Origin of the sequence: uncultured Thiohalocapsa sp. (genome assembly GCF_913062725.1) — a bacterium.
Lineage (GTDB): Bacteria > Pseudomonadota > Gammaproteobacteria > Chromatiales > Chromatiaceae > Thiohalocapsa.
On sequence record NZ_CAJXWY010000013.1, the window covers coordinates 61,462 to 77,098 of the forward strand.

At 64.1% G+C, this 15,637-nt stretch carries 18 protein-coding genes; 1 reads left to right on the forward strand and 17 read right to left on the reverse strand.

The genetic code is table 11. The features are described from left to right. Positions 1–6: 6 nt before the first annotated feature. The 14 genes from QZ588_RS05355 to QZ588_RS05420 all read right to left on the reverse strand — a co-directional run bounded on the left by QZ588_RS05355 (position 7) and on the right by QZ588_RS05420 (position 12,893). The gene (locus tag QZ588_RS05355; RefSeq protein WP_295540618.1) at positions 7–408 is read right to left on the reverse strand and encodes a gas vesicle protein GvpG; all 402 of its coding nucleotides are present in this window, start codon (positions 406–408) and stop codon (positions 7–9) included. Positions 409–418: 10 nt separating this feature from the next. Further along, positions 419–1,219 carry a GvpL/GvpF family gas vesicle protein gene (locus QZ588_RS05360; protein WP_295540619.1) on the reverse strand — a complete coding sequence of 267 codons (801 nt, stop codon included), beginning with the start codon at positions 1,217–1,219 and terminating at the stop codon, positions 419–421. 343 nt (positions 1,220–1,562) lie between these two features. Continuing rightward, a complete protein-coding gene (locus tag QZ588_RS05365) occupies positions 1,563–1,991 on the reverse strand; it encodes a hypothetical protein (protein ID WP_295540620.1) in 429 nt (142 codons plus the stop codon). Beyond that, positions 1,988–3,055 (reverse strand): gas vesicle protein GvpN, encoded by a 1,068-nt coding sequence (gene gvpN / locus QZ588_RS05370; RefSeq protein ID WP_295540622.1) that lies wholly within the window; start codon positions 3,053–3,055, stop codon positions 1,988–1,990. Before gvpN ends, QZ588_RS05365 begins: the two co-directional genes overlap by 4 nt. Before the next feature lie 347 nt (positions 3,056–3,402). After that, positions 3,403–4,281 (reverse strand): hypothetical protein, encoded by an 879-nt coding sequence (locus tag QZ588_RS05375; protein WP_295540623.1) that lies wholly within the window; start codon positions 4,279–4,281, stop codon positions 3,403–3,405. 113 nt (positions 4,282–4,394) lie between these two features. Beyond that, complete coding sequence (gene gvpA / locus QZ588_RS05380) at positions 4,395–4,613, reverse strand: gas vesicle structural protein GvpA (RefSeq protein ID WP_295540625.1); 219 nt, start codon at positions 4,611–4,613, stop codon at positions 4,395–4,397. A 233-nt stretch (positions 4,614–4,846) separates the two neighbouring features. After that, complete coding sequence (locus QZ588_RS05385; RefSeq protein WP_295540627.1) at positions 4,847–5,230, reverse strand: response regulator; 384 nt, start codon at positions 5,228–5,230, stop codon at positions 4,847–4,849. Positions 5,231–5,314: 84 nt separating this feature from the next. After that, positions 5,315–6,766: a PAS domain-containing protein gene (locus tag QZ588_RS05390; protein ID WP_295540629.1), complete on the reverse strand. Its 1,452-nt coding sequence runs from the start codon at positions 6,764–6,766 to the stop codon at positions 5,315–5,317. Continuing rightward, positions 6,763–7,473, reverse strand: coding sequence for a GvpL/GvpF family gas vesicle protein (locus QZ588_RS05395; protein WP_295540630.1), 711 nt, complete (start codon positions 7,471–7,473; stop codon positions 6,763–6,765). The genes QZ588_RS05390 and QZ588_RS05395 overlap by 4 nt, the downstream gene beginning before the upstream one ends. A gap of 5 nt (positions 7,474–7,478) precedes the next feature. Then, positions 7,479–8,312 carry a GvpL/GvpF family gas vesicle protein gene (locus tag QZ588_RS05400; RefSeq protein ID WP_295540632.1) on the reverse strand — a complete coding sequence of 278 codons (834 nt, stop codon included), beginning with the start codon at positions 8,310–8,312 and terminating at the stop codon, positions 7,479–7,481. Beyond that, a complete protein-coding gene (locus tag QZ588_RS05405; RefSeq protein ID WP_295540635.1) occupies positions 8,309–10,471 on the reverse strand; it encodes a CDC48 family AAA ATPase in 2,163 nt (720 codons plus the stop codon). The genes QZ588_RS05400 and QZ588_RS05405 overlap by 4 nt, the downstream gene beginning before the upstream one ends. Before the next feature lie 17 nt (positions 10,472–10,488). Further along, the gene (locus QZ588_RS05410; protein ID WP_295540636.1) at positions 10,489–11,001 is read right to left on the reverse strand and encodes an Hsp20/alpha crystallin family protein; all 513 of its coding nucleotides are present in this window, start codon (positions 10,999–11,001) and stop codon (positions 10,489–10,491) included. Continuing rightward, positions 10,991–12,418 (reverse strand): sigma-54 dependent transcriptional regulator, encoded by a 1,428-nt coding sequence (locus QZ588_RS05415; RefSeq protein ID WP_295540638.1) that lies wholly within the window; start codon positions 12,416–12,418, stop codon positions 10,991–10,993. Before QZ588_RS05415 ends, QZ588_RS05410 begins: the two co-directional genes overlap by 11 nt. 4 nt (positions 12,419–12,422) lie before the next feature. Further along, complete coding sequence (locus QZ588_RS05420; RefSeq protein ID WP_295540641.1) at positions 12,423–12,893, reverse strand: hypothetical protein; 471 nt, start codon at positions 12,891–12,893, stop codon at positions 12,423–12,425. A gap of 115 nt (positions 12,894–13,008) precedes the next feature. Between QZ588_RS05420 and QZ588_RS05425 the strand changes: the two genes are divergently transcribed. Further along, the gene (locus QZ588_RS05425; protein WP_295540642.1) at positions 13,009–13,311 is read left to right on the forward strand and encodes a hypothetical protein; all 303 of its coding nucleotides are present in this window, start codon (positions 13,009–13,011) and stop codon (positions 13,309–13,311) included. A gap of 796 nt (positions 13,312–14,107) precedes the next feature. Here QZ588_RS05425 and QZ588_RS05430 read toward each other — a convergent pair. From QZ588_RS05430 to QZ588_RS05440, 3 genes are all read right to left on the reverse strand, one after another. Next, positions 14,108–14,425 (reverse strand): hypothetical protein, encoded by a 318-nt coding sequence (locus QZ588_RS05430; protein WP_295540644.1) that lies wholly within the window; start codon positions 14,423–14,425, stop codon positions 14,108–14,110. A gap of 289 nt (positions 14,426–14,714) precedes the next feature. Beyond that, complete coding sequence (locus tag QZ588_RS05435; protein ID WP_295540646.1) at positions 14,715–14,900, reverse strand: type II toxin-antitoxin system HicA family toxin; 186 nt, start codon at positions 14,898–14,900, stop codon at positions 14,715–14,717. Beyond that, positions 14,897–15,106, reverse strand: coding sequence for a type II toxin-antitoxin system HicB family antitoxin (locus QZ588_RS05440; RefSeq protein ID WP_295540647.1), 210 nt, complete (start codon positions 15,104–15,106; stop codon positions 14,897–14,899). Before QZ588_RS05440 ends, QZ588_RS05435 begins: the two co-directional genes overlap by 4 nt. Positions 15,107–15,637 lie beyond the last annotated feature (531 nt).

Sequence of the window (15,637 nt, forward strand, 5' to 3'; positions counted from 1 at the left end):
CTGCGATCAGGCGTGCTCGTCGCCGGAGGCTTGCCCAGGATGAGTGGCCCGCGTTGGTGTGTGCCCCTCGGTGCCGTCCGGCGAAGGCTCGGCGGCCGCGTCGGCGTGGATGTCGCCGCCGGCGCTCACATCGCCGAGGTCCTCCGAGGGAGCCGCTTCCGCCGCGTCGTCGTCCTCTCCGTCTTCCGCCTCCAATTCGTCCAGCCGATCCAACAGTGCGGCTTCACGACGGTCGAACTCCGCTTCGTCGATTTGCTCCGCCTCGAACATCATATAGAGATCGGTGAGCTCATTGCGGATGCGCTCGGCTTCGCCTTCCAGCTCTTCTACGGCATTGTTATGGATCTCCTCAAAAATCCATAACAGGCCCTTGTAGGGGGAAAGCAGGATGTCATCGATCAATAGCATCTGCGCTCCTTCAGCCGGTCTGCCCAGCGTCTTTGCCGGTATCCGGCGTAACCAGGTCCAGATCGACGAAATTATGTGGTGCCCACGGTCCGTTGTAGTCGAAGAGATAATCGTTATTGAAAAGCTTTGATGCTTCGAAGACACCACGCTCGAAATCGGGCTGCGCATTGCGCTCGATCAGACAGGCCAGGTTCATGACCTCTTTGTCTTTTTTGATGGGGCTCGCTGTCACCTCTTCGCAGTAGTTGCGCATGACCTCCGTGACCTGCTCCGTATATTGCTCGCGGGCCTCGTTCACCAGGCGGTCGAACAGCCGGCCAACCTCGATCTTTTCATCACGTGCGGCGTTATCGCCCTGCGCCAGCAACCGGTCACGCGCCTCACGCAATAGGGGATGCATGCCGACGAAGTACTCGTAGATGTTTGCCACATCCCAAGACACACGCAGTCCCATCTCGATGCGATCGCGCACGCGATAAAGCTGTTCGGCAATGGCTTCGCGATTGGCCCCCAGCAGGGCGCGCACCGCATCTGCATTGGCTGCGACAACGCCGAAGCGCATCGGCAATACCGAGCCGAGTGTGAGCAGGTGAGCAAGTACCGCCCGGTGAGCCATCAGGTTCCGTCGCTCAGGGCGCACCTTCGGACTGTGGATATCGCTGACGACGGCGGTGACATCGCCAGTGCTGATGCTGTAGACGGGGGTGTCACCGATACCTTTGACTTTGTAGACATGCTCATCGCTTCCCTCGCCAAAATCCGTCAGCGCATAGATGAGCTTGCCGCGAGAGCTGTGCGTGGTGCGGGGCATAGGAATCTCCTTCAGTGCGTCGGCACCGAGTGATATGCGGATCGTTGTGGCGCCACGGATGATCGGGCTCGTTGCGATGCATCACCCCGCCGTCGGTGGCTGCTAGTGCGACAGCAATCGCAGCGCGTGCCGCAAACGACGTGTGCGCAGCTCCAGTCGCCCGCACGGTGCCAACGCGTCGGTCGTTTGCAGGCGCATGCGCCGGCGCTGTTCGGCCAGACGGCGAGCGCCCGCCGCCTGCCGCCTGCGATCCGGACCGGTGGCCGTGATCAGGGACTCCATGCCTCTGACATGTATACGTGTACGCAGATGTCGGTGGGTCAGGATCATCGCTGGTCTTGTGTTAATAGCGGATGCGCAGGCCACTGCGCGATGCCGATTCTGTTGGCTCGGCCCTCGTCACGCCGCCGCGCAGGGGTGCTGATGCACCGACCTTGCTCGCAGCTTGCGGGTCAGTGCGGCGCCGGGTCGGTGACGGCGATGCCTGGCGTGCGCCGGCAGCCCCTTCTTGCCCGGCACGCTGTGCACGGTTGGCGTCGACCTCGCTCCGCAGCCGTGCCATCTGGGCATCGATCTCCTCGATGCGTCGATCGATCTCACCGACGCGACGCATGGCGACCTCACGCTCCTGGCTGCGGCGCAGGCGCTCGAGCTCGAGTGCGCCCATTTCAAAATAATTGGTATAGCCGCGCTGTGACGCATCACTGCCCTTGCCGGCAACGGTACGGATGTCTGTCAGGCTGCGTGCTGGCCGGCTGCTTTTACGACTCATGATGCATCCTCCGCAATCGTTTTACCTTTTGTGCGCCCCGTCTTGCCCGCCACAGCAACGGCTGCCGGCGGCACCGGAGTCGGCTTGCCAGGCGTGTGTGGGCGGGCGCGGTCTGCGGTGGTGGGCGGACAGACCTGGCGGATCACACCGTCGATGAGCTCGTGGTAGAGAGAGCGCCCGTCATGACGGACCTTGGCCGTCTCCATGCTGAGCACGTCATAGCAGATATGATGGAACAGCATGTCGCCAGCACGGGCTTTGCCACTGCCGCTGGCGAGGATCTTGGCGATGGCGATGCCGGCGCGCAGCGTTGGCTGGGATTTGTTTTCGTTGTTGCCGCGCAGCTCACGAACAATGTCCACCACGTATCCGGCTTCGCGCTCGCTGAGACCGGACTTGGCTTTTGTGATGGCGAGCTCGGTGTTGCGGTCCGGCGGGTTGAGACGGATGGTGATCATCCGGTCCAGCAGGGCATCCTGCGTCTTGTGTGTGCCGGCATATTCCTCCGGGTTGGAGGTAAAGATGGCGCGAAAGCCCTCATCCACGTCGAGGTAGCCTTCGCCTGCCGTCCGCAGGCCGGGCAGGTTCAGGATGCCCTCGGAGAGCACCGATAGCAGCACGTTGTTGGCCTCTGGCCGCGAGCGATTGAATTCGTCGTAAATCAGGGTGTCGCCGTTGCGACAGGCCGTAGTCAGCCGATCATCGACCCAGACCTGACGCATCTCTTCTTCGGTACGCAGCACCGAGTGAATGTAGTTGTCCACCACCTTGCTACGGCGGTAGCCGGCGTCGTTGGTGCCGATCAGGTCGGAGACTTCAAACTCATCGTTGCCGTGGATCAGCGTGACCGGCTGACCCCACAGGGCCGCCAGGTGAAATGCAAGCGTGGTCTTGCCGGTGCCGGATGGGCCGGCGAGGTGTACCGGGTAGCCGGCGCGAAGGTAGGACAGCGCGCGTTGAGCGACGGCATCGATGTGACCGGTGGTGACGAAGGAATCGCTCGCCTCCGGTACCACAGTATCGCCGGGCGAAGCGGCGGCTGCGTGGTTGCTGGGAGCAGTCATTGGTTGAGTCCTCATGTGTGCGCGTGCCGCTCGGCTCCCGGTTATAACGGGGGGTGATGACCGCGGGGTTATGACGGGGGACACGAGGTGCGCCGCGAGACTGTCGATACGGGCGCCGGGTGATGCTGGCGCCGGGCGCACACCCGATCATCATCGGCGCAGAAAAGAGGCGGAGCCGTGATCTTTTGAATCGCGGCCCGCTGTACATGCACGACACACTCTGCGTTTAAGGCGTTGGCGCACCACGCGGATGCTTTCGAAACCACCGATTCGAGGCGGACCGCTCGCATCGAGACGCGCAGCGCTTCACCAAGCGTCCAGGGCAGAGCGCGACCCGGCATTTCTCTTTAGCTGTCAGGCTTGCCACCCGGCCTTTTGAACATCCGTCGACCGCCTTTATCGCTGTCCCCGGTACTCTCCGTGGTGGACTGGGCTGTCATTTTGGCTGCATCATCACCGCCACCGCTTGCGGGTGTCTTATTTTCGGGTGCAGGCTGGGGCGTCGGCGATGACTGGGCTGCCACAGGTGCTGTCTTCGGCTCGGCGAGCTTGGTCGCCGCCGCACTGGGCTTTGGCTTCGCGGCTGGAGCAGATGGGATCTTTGCGCCGCCGCTGAAGAGTGTCCGGATGCCGGCGAGGTCTGCCGCCACATCTCCTTGCAACGCTCGCACATGCGAGCCGACGGCCCCGAGAAAATCGCGGCGACCGGCGGCATCGGCCTGTGTCTGCTCCGCGAAGGACTTGCGGAAATCGCCGAGCGTATCTGCGACCTCCCGCGCTTTGCCGGCCACGAAATCCATTCGTACCCGAGCGTCTTCTTTGGACGCAGCCGCGAACTCGTCGCGGAAGGCCTCCATCTGCCCGCGGAAGTCGGTCATTGTCGCACGCAGCGCTTCGGCGCGGTCGGCGACGGCCTGTTGTCTCGCCGCGCCATCCGTACGGGCTGCATCGACGCGGTCGTCGTGGAAGCGCTGCACCATCGCCCCGACGTCTTGACTCAAGCCCCGCACCCGTTGCCCGATGTTATTGACGAAATCGGCCCGTGCGTTCTGGTCCTTGGTGAACTGTGCGTGCCGCTCGGTGGCGAAGCTCCCTACCATATCGGCCACGCTGCTGGCGCGCTCGGTCGTTGCTTGAGCACGAGCTTCGCCGGCGGCGCGCCGCGCTTGGTGCCCGCGGTCGATATCGTCACGCAGACGTGTCATGTCATCTAGGATTTTGCCCATCTTCTGCTCCCCTGCGCTATGAAAAGCCCCTGTGCCACCGCTTTGCGGATAGCACAGGAGCCGTCGTGGCGCCTAAAGCTGGAAGTCAGCTTCAGGCAGGCGCCTCGTCAGCCTCAGGCGGGCGCCGCGGCGCTGGAGGTCAGGCCGATGGCCTCGGCGTACTTGAGGTAGGTCTCGACGGAGGCCACCACGACGCGGGCTTCGACCGACAGCAGCTCGATGCCGACCAGGGAGACCTTCGCCCAGGCGTCGATCACGATGCCCTTGTCGAGCACGCGGTCAACGACTTCGGCCAGGCTCGAGGAATCGGTCGAGTTTGCAACTTTTGCCATGATTGAGCTCCTACGCTACTTGGGTTGCTTGTTGACTTGGAGCGACGCGCGGTGCGCCGCACTCCACTCGGAGCAAATTTGATGCCAAGCTTATGCGCGGCCACCGAGGCCCAGAAACGCCGCGGAGACGTGCGCTGCGCAAGCGGATGATCATTGACACCATTCCGCATCTATGAGCAGTCGCTTAAATACTGTCAAACCAACCATGGAAGGGCATCCATACCCATGGAAGCTCATCCATGGTTCGGGGTGGCGTCCAGCACCCAGCGCATCACTTCGGCGTGAGTGAAGGGCTTGGGGATGAAGCCGTCGATATGCGCGTCGGCGAGTGCCCGGGCGATCGTCGGGTCATTGCGATAGTAGAAGCCGGAGATCAGCACCACCACCGCCGTGGGGTTGCGCGCGCGGGCTGCCGCCGCCAGCGTCAGTCCGTCCATGTCCTGGAGCTTGGCATCCAGCAAGATATGCGTCAGTGACCGTTCGGAGAGCTTTGTCAAGGCCTCGGCACCGGTGTGCACCGCGCTGACACGGTAACCTTGCAGCGTGAAAAGCTGGGTCAGCGCCCAACAAACCGCGGGCTCGTCGTCCACCACCAAGATATCCGGTATCGTTGACATGGCAGATATTTCTGCGGCGTCGATGATTTCTTAGCGTGTCGTGACGGGCGCACCTGATGATCCGCCCGGACAGGGCTCCCCAACCTAGAGCAGGGGGAGCCCGACAGTGAAACAACTGCCTTCGCCAACCTTGCTACGGGCGCTGATACGCCCGAGATGTCGCTGCACGATGGAGTAACTGATGGACAGCCCGAGCCCCGTGCCCCAGCCCGGGCTCGAGCCCCGATGGAACGGATCGAAAATGTGCTCCAGCTCGGATTCCGGGATGCCGACACCGGTATCCGTCACCTGGACCTCGATCTCACTCTCAGCCAAGGTCAAAGCGACGCTGAGGTCGCCACCGCTCGGCATGGCGTTGATCGCATTGAGCGCCAGGTTCATGAAAACCTGCTGCAGTAATGACGCGACGCCGCGCACAGACACCGGCGGCTCAGGCAGTTGTCTGTGCACACAGATTTTCTGAACCCGTGCCTGATTTTCGATCAGATCGATGGTGTCGTGCAGCACCGCCACCAGATCGACTTCTCCCATATCCTCATCGACGGACGGACGCGCGAAACGCAGCAGATTCTCGATGATCTCAGACGCTTTCAGCAGACCTGTCTGGACCTTTTCGGCACAATCGCGACGGAAATCGTCCGGCAGGTCATCTTCCATCAGAAACTGCGCCGCCGACGAGCACACCGCCAGGGGATTACGTATCTCATGAGCGATACCGCCGGCCATCACACCCAGGGCCGCCAGCTTTTGAGATTGGCGTAGTTGCTGCTCGAGCTTGCGCCGCTCGGTGAGATCGCGGCCCACCGCCACCGCACCGATGACGGCACCGCGATCATCCTTCATGGGCGAGAACATCCAGGATACGAGGACGGAAGCCCCCGTGGGTGGCGTCAGACGGCACTCGCAGGCGCGGGCGCCAGCACCGGCGCTGAGTGTGCCCAACAGCACTTCACACACCTCGGCGCGGGCGGAGCAATTGCAAATCTCCCACAAGTAACGCCCGAGCACATCGGCGAGGCCGAGGCCGGTGAGGCTCTCGGCGGCGCTGTTCCAGGTCAGGATATGCCCGCTGATATTCACAGAAAGCACAAGGTCGCTGGCGCTCTCCACCACCGAGGCCAGATGGTCCTCCACCCGGCGCACTTCCTCGGCCAAGCGCACTTGCTCGGTCACATCTTCGAGGAACAGCATCACCGTCTCGATACTGGAGGCGTCCGCCAGCGGCGCCAGCGAGTAATAGTAGATGCGCAACGGGATACCCGGCGCCCGGTAAGCGATGCGGCGCCCGCGCAGCGTTTGCCCATCACGGAACACCTTGCGAATGCGCACAGCCATGTCTGTGCGCTCAAGGATCACCGTCGGAAAGACTTCCGCCAGGTGCCGGCCGATGGTTTGCGCCTCGGTGCGCCGGCTCTTGGTCAGGAAATTCCGGTTGGCACAAACGACGCGCAGACGCTGGTCCACCAGCAGCACCGACGATGGCAGCGCGTTCAGCAACTGGCGGAATGCATGTCCATTTTCGCAGGGTGTGCTCATGATTTCCGCACTGCATCCGTCGTCGCCGTGGCATCGACCGCAAAGCTGTGGGGCGGCCAGGGTCCGCTGGTGAGTGGCGCCAGGCCCGCCGTGTGCGCCGGTTCCGCCGCCAGCGCGGCCGCGAGCCGGCGCCGGAACAGGGCGAGCTGCGCCCGCGGCACCAGATAGTGTGCCGAGAGCCGCCGACAACCCGCGAGCCAGCCCTGCTCACGTCGTGTCTGCCGGTATAACCCGGCAAGGGCACCGTCAATGCGCGTCAGTGCTGCCTCGGCATCCGCCACCGTGCGCAGCTGTTGGCGGCGGCGCAACAAGTAGCTCCGCCCGGTGACGACGTCGGTGCCGGACGTTGTATCGGCGGATGCCGGCGGCTCGGGCAGGGCCAGACGCACACTCAGTTCCACACAGTCCGCCAGCACGGCGAGAAGCGCCTGGTAGCGTTCCACCTCGGCGTGAAGATGCGCGATCACGGCGTCCGCATCTGCCAGCCGGCTCCCCCAACGCATGGGCACGAGGTTCACATGGGCGTGGTAGTGGGCGATGACTTCAGCGAAGGCGAGCAGGGTATCGACGTCTGCGCCCGCTGGCGCGTCTGCGACGAGCGCCACCAGCGGATCGGCCGTGAGCCATTGCAGGGACGCCGGCGCTTGCGGCGGCGGTGCCACGTCAATGCGTCGCAGTTCAGCGGCGGCGCCAATGCAGTAGAGCATCAGACTCAAGAGCTTAGAGAGCTGAAGCTGTAGCCGGGCCAGGGACCCTTACAGGTCAGATGCAGACCGTCGGCCGCCAGCGCTGGGGTATGCGCGGCGATGGTCTCGTTCAGGCGAGCGGCGTTGACATCGGGCACCAACAAGGCCCAATTCAGCGCGAGCCCTTGCCCCACAGGCAGGCGCCGCTCGACGAAGTCCCGACAGTGCTCCTGTAACGCCGCGGCCAGTGCTGCGACGCGGCGCGCAACCCAAGTCTGGGTCTCGCGCGCCAGCGCCCGCCGCAAGCGCTGCTCTTCCAGGTGTCGACGACCGGCGGCGGCCGGCGGCACGAAGCGCCCGTCAGCGATGGCCCCTCGCACCTGCGCATCGAGTGCGGCGGCGTGATCCAGCCGCGCCTGCAGCGCCCACTCTGAGCACCCGGTGAGCCGCCGAAGCAAGGCTCGGATCGTGTCACCGCGGCGCACCATCTCGGCATCCAGGGCGGCGATGGATGAAAATAAGGTCGCAAAGGGCAGCGGCACGATGGTGGTCGTCTGCCTCGCGGCATCCAGCACGGCTTGGTGGCGCAGCGCGCGCGGGCCGACCCAGCCGATGTCGGCGAGATGCGCCTCGCCACGCTCCCCTTCGTAGCTCGCCCGCGGCACCGCGCTCACCAGCGCCGCAAGATCTGCATGCCGGTGGACCGTGAGCGTGCCGTCGTCGACGGCGGGCATCGCCGGCGGCAGCCCGGCGGCGGCCGCCGGCGCGAAACCATACAGGTAGATGGCCGTTGCCGGCCCGGCATCGGTCGTAAGCTGATCCTGCGGCTGATTCACCGGCGCACCCCGGGCCTTGGTCACGGCCGCTCCAGCCCCATGACTTCGGACAGCGCCTGCTCGAAATCTGCGCCCGCCAGGCGCACCGCCGGCGTCGCCCCGCTATCGAAGACCTGGGGCTTGTCATCGGCCCCGGCCACGACACGGCGGATCGCGAACAAGGCAGCACGGTTACAAATGGCGGCCAGATCCGCACCGCTGGCACCCTCGGTGCGCGTGGCGAGCTCGGTGGCATCGATCACCTCGGCACCGGGCTTGCCACGTAGGTGCACCGCGAGGATTTCGGCACGGTCCTGCGCATTGGGCAAGGGCAGCTGAATGACCTCGTCGAAGCGTCCGGGCCGCAGCATCGCCGCATCGATGAGATCGGCACGGTTGGTGGCGCCGAGCACGAAAACACCCTTTAGCTCCTCAAGGCCGTCCATCTCGGCGAGAAACTGACTCAGTACCCGCGCGGCGACGTGGGAGTCGCTGGCACCGGCCGAGCGCGCGGGCACCACGGCATCGACCTCATCGAGAAAAATGATGCAGGGCGCCGCCTGTCGGGCCTTGTGGAAGACCTCGCGCACGCCCGCCTCGGATTCGCCGACGAAGCGTGACATCAGCTCCGGACCCTTGACGGCGATGACATTGACGCCGCTTTCGTTGGCCACGGCCTTGGCGATCAGCGTCTTGCCGATGCCCGGTGGCCCGGCGAGCAACAGCCCCTTGGGCGGCTGGATACCCGCTTGCTCGAAGAGCTGTGGGTATTTGAGCGGCCACTCCACGGCCTCCACCAGGCGTTCGCGCACGCCGGAGAGACCGCCAACATCGTGCCAGCCGACATCCGGCACCTCCACGAACACTTCGCGAATGGCGGACGGCTCCACCTCCCTGAGCGCAGTGCGAAAGTCCGCCATCAGCACGGTCACGCTGGCGAGACGATCGAAGGGCAAGTCGTCCAACGCCATACCCACATCGGGCAGCAGCCGCCGCAGGGTGCCCATGGCCGCCTCACGACACAGGGCCTCCAGATCGGCACCGACGAAGCCGTGGGTGATCTCCGCCAGATGATCCAGTGAAACATCCTCATCGAGGGGCATGCCGCGGCTATGGATGTCCAGAATCTCGCGGCGCCCGTCGCGGTCGGGGATGGGGATGGCAATCTCGCGGTCGAAACGGCCTGGACGACGCAGCGCCGGGTCGAGCGCGTTCGGCAGGTTGGTGGCGGCGATGACAATCAGGTTCTGCCGCCGGGTCAGGCCGTCCATCAGCGCCAGCAACTGGGCCACCACACGCTTCTCGACATCGCCGACAACCTTGTCCCGGCGCGGCGCAATGGCGTCGATCTCGTCCAGGAAGATGATGCTCGGGCCCTTGCGCGCAGCCTCCTCGAAGATCTTGCGCAGATGCGCCTCGCTCTCGCCGTAGAACTTGTGAATAATCTCGGGGCCCGAGACGGTGTAGAAGGCGGCGTCCGCTTCTTGGGCGATGATGCGCGCGATGAGTGTTTTACCGCAGCCGGGCGGGCCGTGCAGCAAGACCCCTTTCGGCGCATCGATCCCGAGACGCTCGAACACCTGCGGGTGGCGCAGCGGCAGCTCGATCATTTCCCGGATGCGCTGCACCTGGTGGCGCAGGCCGCCGACATCCTCATAGGTGATGGTGGCGCCGCCGCGCTGCGCCCCCCCATTGCCTGCATCTTGCCGCTGACTGATGACCAAGGCTGTCGTCGGATTGATGACCACGGCCCCGCCGGGGCTGGTGTCCTCCACCCGGAAATCTGCGCTGCGACTGCCGAACAGCGACGCGCGCACCAGATCACCTCGCATGACGGGCACACCATCGAGCAAGCTGCCGATGTACGCCAGATCCCGCTTGCCGGGCGTCACCGTCGTTGGTGCAAGCGTGATGCGCTCAGCGGGCGCGTATGCGCAGGGCGTGACGTCGGTGCGCTCGTCCACGGCGATGCCGGCGTTCTTCCGCGTAATGCCGTCGAGCTGGACGCAACTTTTCCCGCGCATGTCCTGATAGGCGGGCATGACCTTGGCAACACTCGTGCGCTTGCCACGCACCTGCACCAGGTCGCCGAGCGTGAGCCCCAAGCGCTGGATGTCCGCCGGATCGAGCCGAGCGTAGCCACGGCCCGCATCCTTGGCCAAGCCTTCGGCGACTTTGAGCTTGAGGGTTTGCTGCTCCGACATCGTTGGCCTCCGCGTGCTCAGCGCAGCGTCACTTCGAGGATACCGTTACGGCAGCTGTATGCCATGCCATCGGCGCCAAAGCTGCGCGGCAGCAAGAGCTCTTTGCGGTATTTCTTGTCACCGCGCTCGGCCCGAATGTCCAGGACATCGCCGTGCAGCTCCAGTTGCACGTCTTCCTTGGAGATACCGGGCATCTCCGCCACGACTTGCACATGGGCATCTTCATCGAAGACATCCACCATGGGCTCGGTGAACTCTTGCACCGTGGAGGCCCCTGTTTCCTCGTCGCGACGGATGTTGCCGAAGGGCTCGACCTTCGGCTTGGATTCGCCATCCTCGCCAAGCCCAACCTTGACGGTGAAGCCGTAGACGCCTTTGACATCTCGACCGCCACTGGTCTTCGATTCGATGACACCCTCGCGCTTGAGCTGCTCGCCCGTCTCGGCGAGATCACCGAGCTTCTCCACCAGGTCGCCGAGTCCCCGCAGGATGCCCTCGATACCACCGCTGTCAGTCTTTTTATCGACCACCGCCGATCTCCTCTTGAGAAATGTTTAACCGTTTGAGCTTGTTGTAGATGGTTTTGTAGTCCACCTTCAACAACCTGGCCGCCTCCGCCTTGTTGCCGTGGGCATGGCGCAGGGCTTTGATCAGCATCGTGCGTTCCACGCGTGCGATATTGTCGTTGACGATCTGGCTCAGCGACAGCTCACCCAGGGGCAGCTCCTGAGCCTCTTGTCTGCCGTCGCCGACGACATGCCGCGGGCGCTGGCGCAGCCGCAGGTCATCCGCCTCGATTTCGGGCGTCTCCAGTAAGCAGGTGCGCCGAACCACACTGCGGAGCTCACGCACGTTGCCAGGCCAGTCGAAAGCCAGCAGACGCGCCTGTGCCGCGGCAGAGAATGGCGGCAGTGAGCGGCCCAGCTCTTGCGCGAGCTGCCGACGGAACAGCTCGACGAGGTAGAGGATATCGTCGCGTCGCTCGCGCAGCGGAGGCAGGTGCACGTGGAACTCGTTCAGGCGATACCAGAGGTCTTCGCGGAAATCACCGTGGGCGACGCGCGCCTCGAAGTGCTCGTTGCTCGCGGCCACCACACGTACGTCGACTGGAACAGGAACGGTGCCGCCGACGCGGGTGATGACACGTTCCTGCAGCGCCCGCAGCAGTGCGGCCTGCGCCTTGAGTGGCATGTTGCCAATCTCATCGAGGAACAGGGTGCCGCCGGCCGCCGCCTCGAATTTGCCGATCTCGCGGCGATCGGCGCCGGTGAAGGCGCCGCGCTCGTGGCCGAACAGCTCGTTCTCCAGCAGGTTCTCAGCGATTGCACCGCAGTCCACGGCCACGAAGGGCCCGCGTGCGCGCTGGCTGTGGCGATGAAGACTGCGGGCGACGAGTTCCTTACCAGTACCGGTCTCGCCCTGGATGACGACAGAAAAATCCGTATCGACGACGGTCTCGAGCTCAGTCGCGAGGGTGGTCACCGCGGCACTCGGCCCCATCGTTTTGGCCAGGGCTTGGGCCAAGCCCGTGTCGCGACACCCGTCGCCCTGTCCGCTGCCCTGGTGCCACGCCTGCCGCGCCACCGCCATGCGCACGAGGGGCACGACCTTGCGGTTGTCGAAGGGCTTGGGCAGATAGTCCACGGCGCCGATCTTCATGGCCTCGACGGCCTCGGTCACGCCGGCGAAGGCGGTCATCATCACCACGGCCAGCTGCGGATGGGTGCGGCGGATGCGCCGAAGCACCTCCATGCCGTCGGTATCCGGCATCTTGACATCCAGCAGCAGCACATCCGGATCGACCTCGTCGACGAGCTCGAGCGCGGCCGTCCCATTATGAGCCGTCGCCACGGAGATGCCTTCGCGCTCGAACAGACGCTTGAGCAGATCACAGACATCATGATCGTCATCGACGATGAGTGCTTGCGCACTTTTAACAGGCCGCATGGGCTCAGCGACCGGCGGGCTGTACTCGCCCCGCGGGGTGTACAACCCGGATGTCTGATGGCAGGCATGGCTCCAGGTTGTGCACCAAACCGAGGAAAAGTATCCCGTTCTCCCCCGGCTTCAAGGTGACGTCGATGCGGTTGGCGATAAAGCGATCGCGCCGCTTCAGAATCGCCGCCGCCAGGCGCTCGCTTTCTGTTCGGGATGAGCCGTCAGCGCTTTGCGCCAACAACTGTTTCTGCAGCTGATATTCCTCGACCAGGAGCTCGGGGGACTCCGTGCCCATGAGCATTGCGCCGCGTGCCATGAGTTGCTGAACCAGCCGGTGGTTTCGGCTACCGCCGGCGGCGAGATCGGCTACGATCGCCCCCTCGTGCTCGCAGACCGGCAGGCCATCTTGGTAGACCCGCCAGCCCGTGGTGGCGATCGGTAGCGCCGCAGCAGCCTGCTCGATATCGCGCCAGACTTCATCCAAGGCCTGATCCCAACGCCGTTGATCGAAGGCTGATGGCCGCGCCTGCGCGGCCGCTGACGCGAGCTCACCGAGATCCTCTGCGGGGTGCACGATAGAGAACAGGAACAGTGTACGTGTGTGCATCTTCGGTTCCTCCCCCGACCTGACGAAAGATCCGCTGCGTGATCGACCTACAGTGTCGGCGATGTACGGACATCACATCAACAACTATCTGCCGAAGACGGCTCGACGCCGCGGCGCAGCCACCGGTCATGCCCTGTTGCGCACTCAACGTCAACGCTCATGTTCGGTCACCGACGCGCTTGCGGGCGACAGCAGGACACTCTTCGCGGTTCAGACCGAGCTTTCGCCCGCGAAATTTTCCGCAGGACGACACACGCAAAGCCCCCAATATGTCACAAAATTATTAAATATGTGAAACATACCGCAGCAGTCGGCGGGGCACCTGCCTTGGACGAGCGAGTGCCGAGGGACTGCAGCGCCCTGCGGTGCGGCCGGCGTCAGCTTCATCGAGCCCCGCAAACTTGCCTGACTTGGCATCGCCGCATCCAGTATCTATCCTGCCAATCAGTTAGGGACGTTGACGCTGTGTCCCACAGATCAAGGGCCGCCACCATGCAGGCGTGCGTCGGTTGCGACGACCGGCTGCAACAGCCCGACACAGGTGGGACTGACACGAGCGCTGGACTGGACGTCGTCTGTCGCTCTGGCGTCGTCAATGTTGTCGTCTCATCGTTCGTTTCGACCGACCCGGTGGCGAGTATCCCAGCCAAGGTGGCATCGAGACCCTCGTGCGATCCCTGGTGCGGCGATCCGACCCGGCATCCATGATCACACCAGTCGCTGGCATGTCCCCGTGCTCTGGCATGTCCATGATGGGCTGCCGGACCACTGTCCGCCCGCCGTCAGCCAACGCCTTCGTGAAGCACCGGAGATTCTCGCGCCGTCCCGTTACGTGCGGGGGTGACATCATGCGCGCATCCGCGCGAACTCAGCTGATTGAGCTTCCCCACTGACGATTGGGAGCTCGGTGCACGGCTGCGCAACGACAGTCAGGCCATCACATGCGTCAGCATCCGCAGCGATCTGGCGACGGCCCAGATCGCCCGTGTCCCGATTGACACAGGCGGGTGGTACCGACGGATAGGAAATCCAGCCATCCTGAGCGCCCAGGTTGGCTCAGGAGAGGACGATAGCGGGGGCGGGATGTGTGGTCAACACCAACCGGTGATGGCGCGCAATCCGTGCGCTTTCGCGCCGCCGCTGACCTGACACCGAAGGCCCTCGCCGCCATCGCCGAGCAGGTGCGCGTGCGGGTGCTGCGCTGGTTTGCCCACAGCGGGCTGATCGAGCGCGATGACGTCCGCGAGATGCTCGCCTAACGGTGCAGCCCCTCTCGTCTGCCGGTGTCGCCCTGCCCCGACGTTCAGGCCCATGGTGTTCAGGTCACCCATGACGATGAAGTTGGCGCGGCGCTCCGGCGTGACCGCCTTGTCGAGCGTGCGATTCAGACTGGCGGCATGGGCGAACATGTCGTCGCGCAGGCCCCAATCCCGCGGATGGTCAAGTTACTCGATTCCGGGTTCACCCGAGGGCATTTTGCCGGACTGATGTGGCAATGACATGCTCGCCGTCGCCGACATCACCATCCTGCCTTACCGATCGAGGGTTCCTTCGTCACCCCAACCTACCCGGACTCTTTCCTGCTGCCAAAGAAGACCCGTTGTACCCAACGTTAAGGCTGGCCCGCCGCCCGTTGCCGCGCCGGAGCGAAGCGACGGCGGCAACGGGCGGTCGGGCCGAGCCGTTGGTTGGGCCTTTTCATTGTTGCGAAACATCCAACTGTCTTCGGATGAGCCTACAGAGACTCTCCCGAATTTCGGGGTGGCGCGGAACTGGCGCTTGCTTCCCGGTCGTAGGATTCGCGTAAATATCGTGACGACCACCGTGTCGCTTCAGGTAACAGCCCGCGCCTGTCAACTCCTTTATGAATTGCCCGCGTTTCATGCAACGTCCAACAAGATCCCTTTTGTGTGCGCAGCTGGATGGTCGCTTGTTTGATCATCCTGACAGATTAGCTGGTAGGCGTCCGCAATGTTTTCTTCGAGCTCTTGAAGGGTTTCCCCTTGGCTGAAGATCCCTGGAACTTCCTTTAGCTTTCCCACGAACCAGCCATCGTCTTCCCAGAACTCAAGGGTAAATTCGTGCTTCATCTAGAATGCCTCTTATAGGTCTCTGCGAGAGCGCCGGGTCACGAGAGCGCCGGGGTCAAGTCTTGCGCCGGGGTCTAGTTTTGCTCCGCGCCCCTTTCGAGCGATGCGACTGATCTGCGCGTAGTGTAGCCCTTCGCCATGTGGCCGGCTTTCCCGACCTGCGACGACTCTGCCCGATAAGACACCCCGTCGGCATGCGGCGGTCTCCCGCCTGCCTGTCCGCTCCCTGTTCAACCACGCCACCCGCGCCCACGCCGTGCCGGGGCGCTTCACCCGTTCGTGTCCCAACGCTGACAGTTTCATGGTTTCACCTCGGACAGGAGCCTTCGGGGCTTCCCGAGTTCTCGAACGTCTCTCTTCCTGCATGCCACGGCCTGAGGACGCCGGCGGACATCCACACGCTCGCCTTTAGCGCGTACCACGGCCGCAGTCCCACCGAAACCGGGGCGCCCGGCTAGGAGGCTGTCCGACTTATCGGGCCGCAGGCCGGGTACAATAGGTCCGGGTTCACGCAGACGCGAGTGTGCAGCA

What these genes read in the sequence shown, in the direction of transcription:
- QZ588_RS05440 (WP_295540647.1), bottom strand. Translation starts at nt 15,106, where the DNA reads ATGAAGCACGAATTTACCCTTGAGTTCTGGGAAGACGATGGCTGGTTC.
- QZ588_RS05405 (WP_295540635.1), bottom strand. Translation starts at nt 10,471, where the DNA reads ATGTCGGAGCAGCAAACCCTCAAGCTCAAAGTCGCCGAAGGCTTGGCC.
- QZ588_RS05385 (WP_295540627.1), bottom strand. Translation starts at nt 5,230, where the DNA reads ATGTCAACGATACCGGATATCTTGGTGGTGGACGACGAGCCCGCGGTT.
- gvpA (WP_295540625.1), bottom strand. Translation starts at nt 4,613, where the DNA reads ATGGCAAAAGTTGCAAACTCGACCGATTCCTCGAGCCTGGCCGAAGTC.
- QZ588_RS05430 (WP_295540644.1), bottom strand. Translation starts at nt 14,425, where the DNA reads ATGTTCGCCCATGCCGCCAGTCTGAATCGCACGCTCGACAAGGCGGTC.
- QZ588_RS05365 (WP_295540620.1), bottom strand. Translation starts at nt 1,991, where the DNA reads ATGAGTCGTAAAAGCAGCCGGCCAGCACGCAGCCTGACAGACATCCGT.
- QZ588_RS05355 (WP_295540618.1), bottom strand. Translation starts at nt 408, where the DNA reads ATGCTATTGATCGATGACATCCTGCTTTCCCCCTACAAGGGCCTGTTA.
- QZ588_RS05415 (WP_295540638.1), bottom strand. Translation starts at nt 12,418, where the DNA reads ATGCGGCCTGTTAAAAGTGCGCAAGCACTCATCGTCGATGACGATCAT.
- QZ588_RS05360 (WP_295540619.1), bottom strand. Translation starts at nt 1,219, where the DNA reads ATGCCCCGCACCACGCACAGCTCTCGCGGCAAGCTCATCTATGCGCTG.
- gvpN (WP_295540622.1), bottom strand. Translation starts at nt 3,055, where the DNA reads ATGACTGCTCCCAGCAACCACGCAGCCGCCGCTTCGCCCGGCGATACT.
- QZ588_RS05390 (WP_295540629.1), bottom strand. Translation starts at nt 6,766, where the DNA reads ATGAGCACACCCTGCGAAAATGGACATGCATTCCGCCAGTTGCTGAAC.
- QZ588_RS05375 (WP_295540623.1), bottom strand. Translation starts at nt 4,281, where the DNA reads ATGGGCAAAATCCTAGATGACATGACACGTCTGCGTGACGATATCGAC.
- QZ588_RS05435 (WP_295540646.1), bottom strand. Translation starts at nt 14,900, where the DNA reads ATGAAACGCGGGCAATTCATAAAGGAGTTGACAGGCGCGGGCTGTTAC.
- QZ588_RS05395 (WP_295540630.1), bottom strand. Translation starts at nt 7,473, where the DNA reads ATGCTCTACTGCATTGGCGCCGCCGCTGAACTGCGACGCATTGACGTG.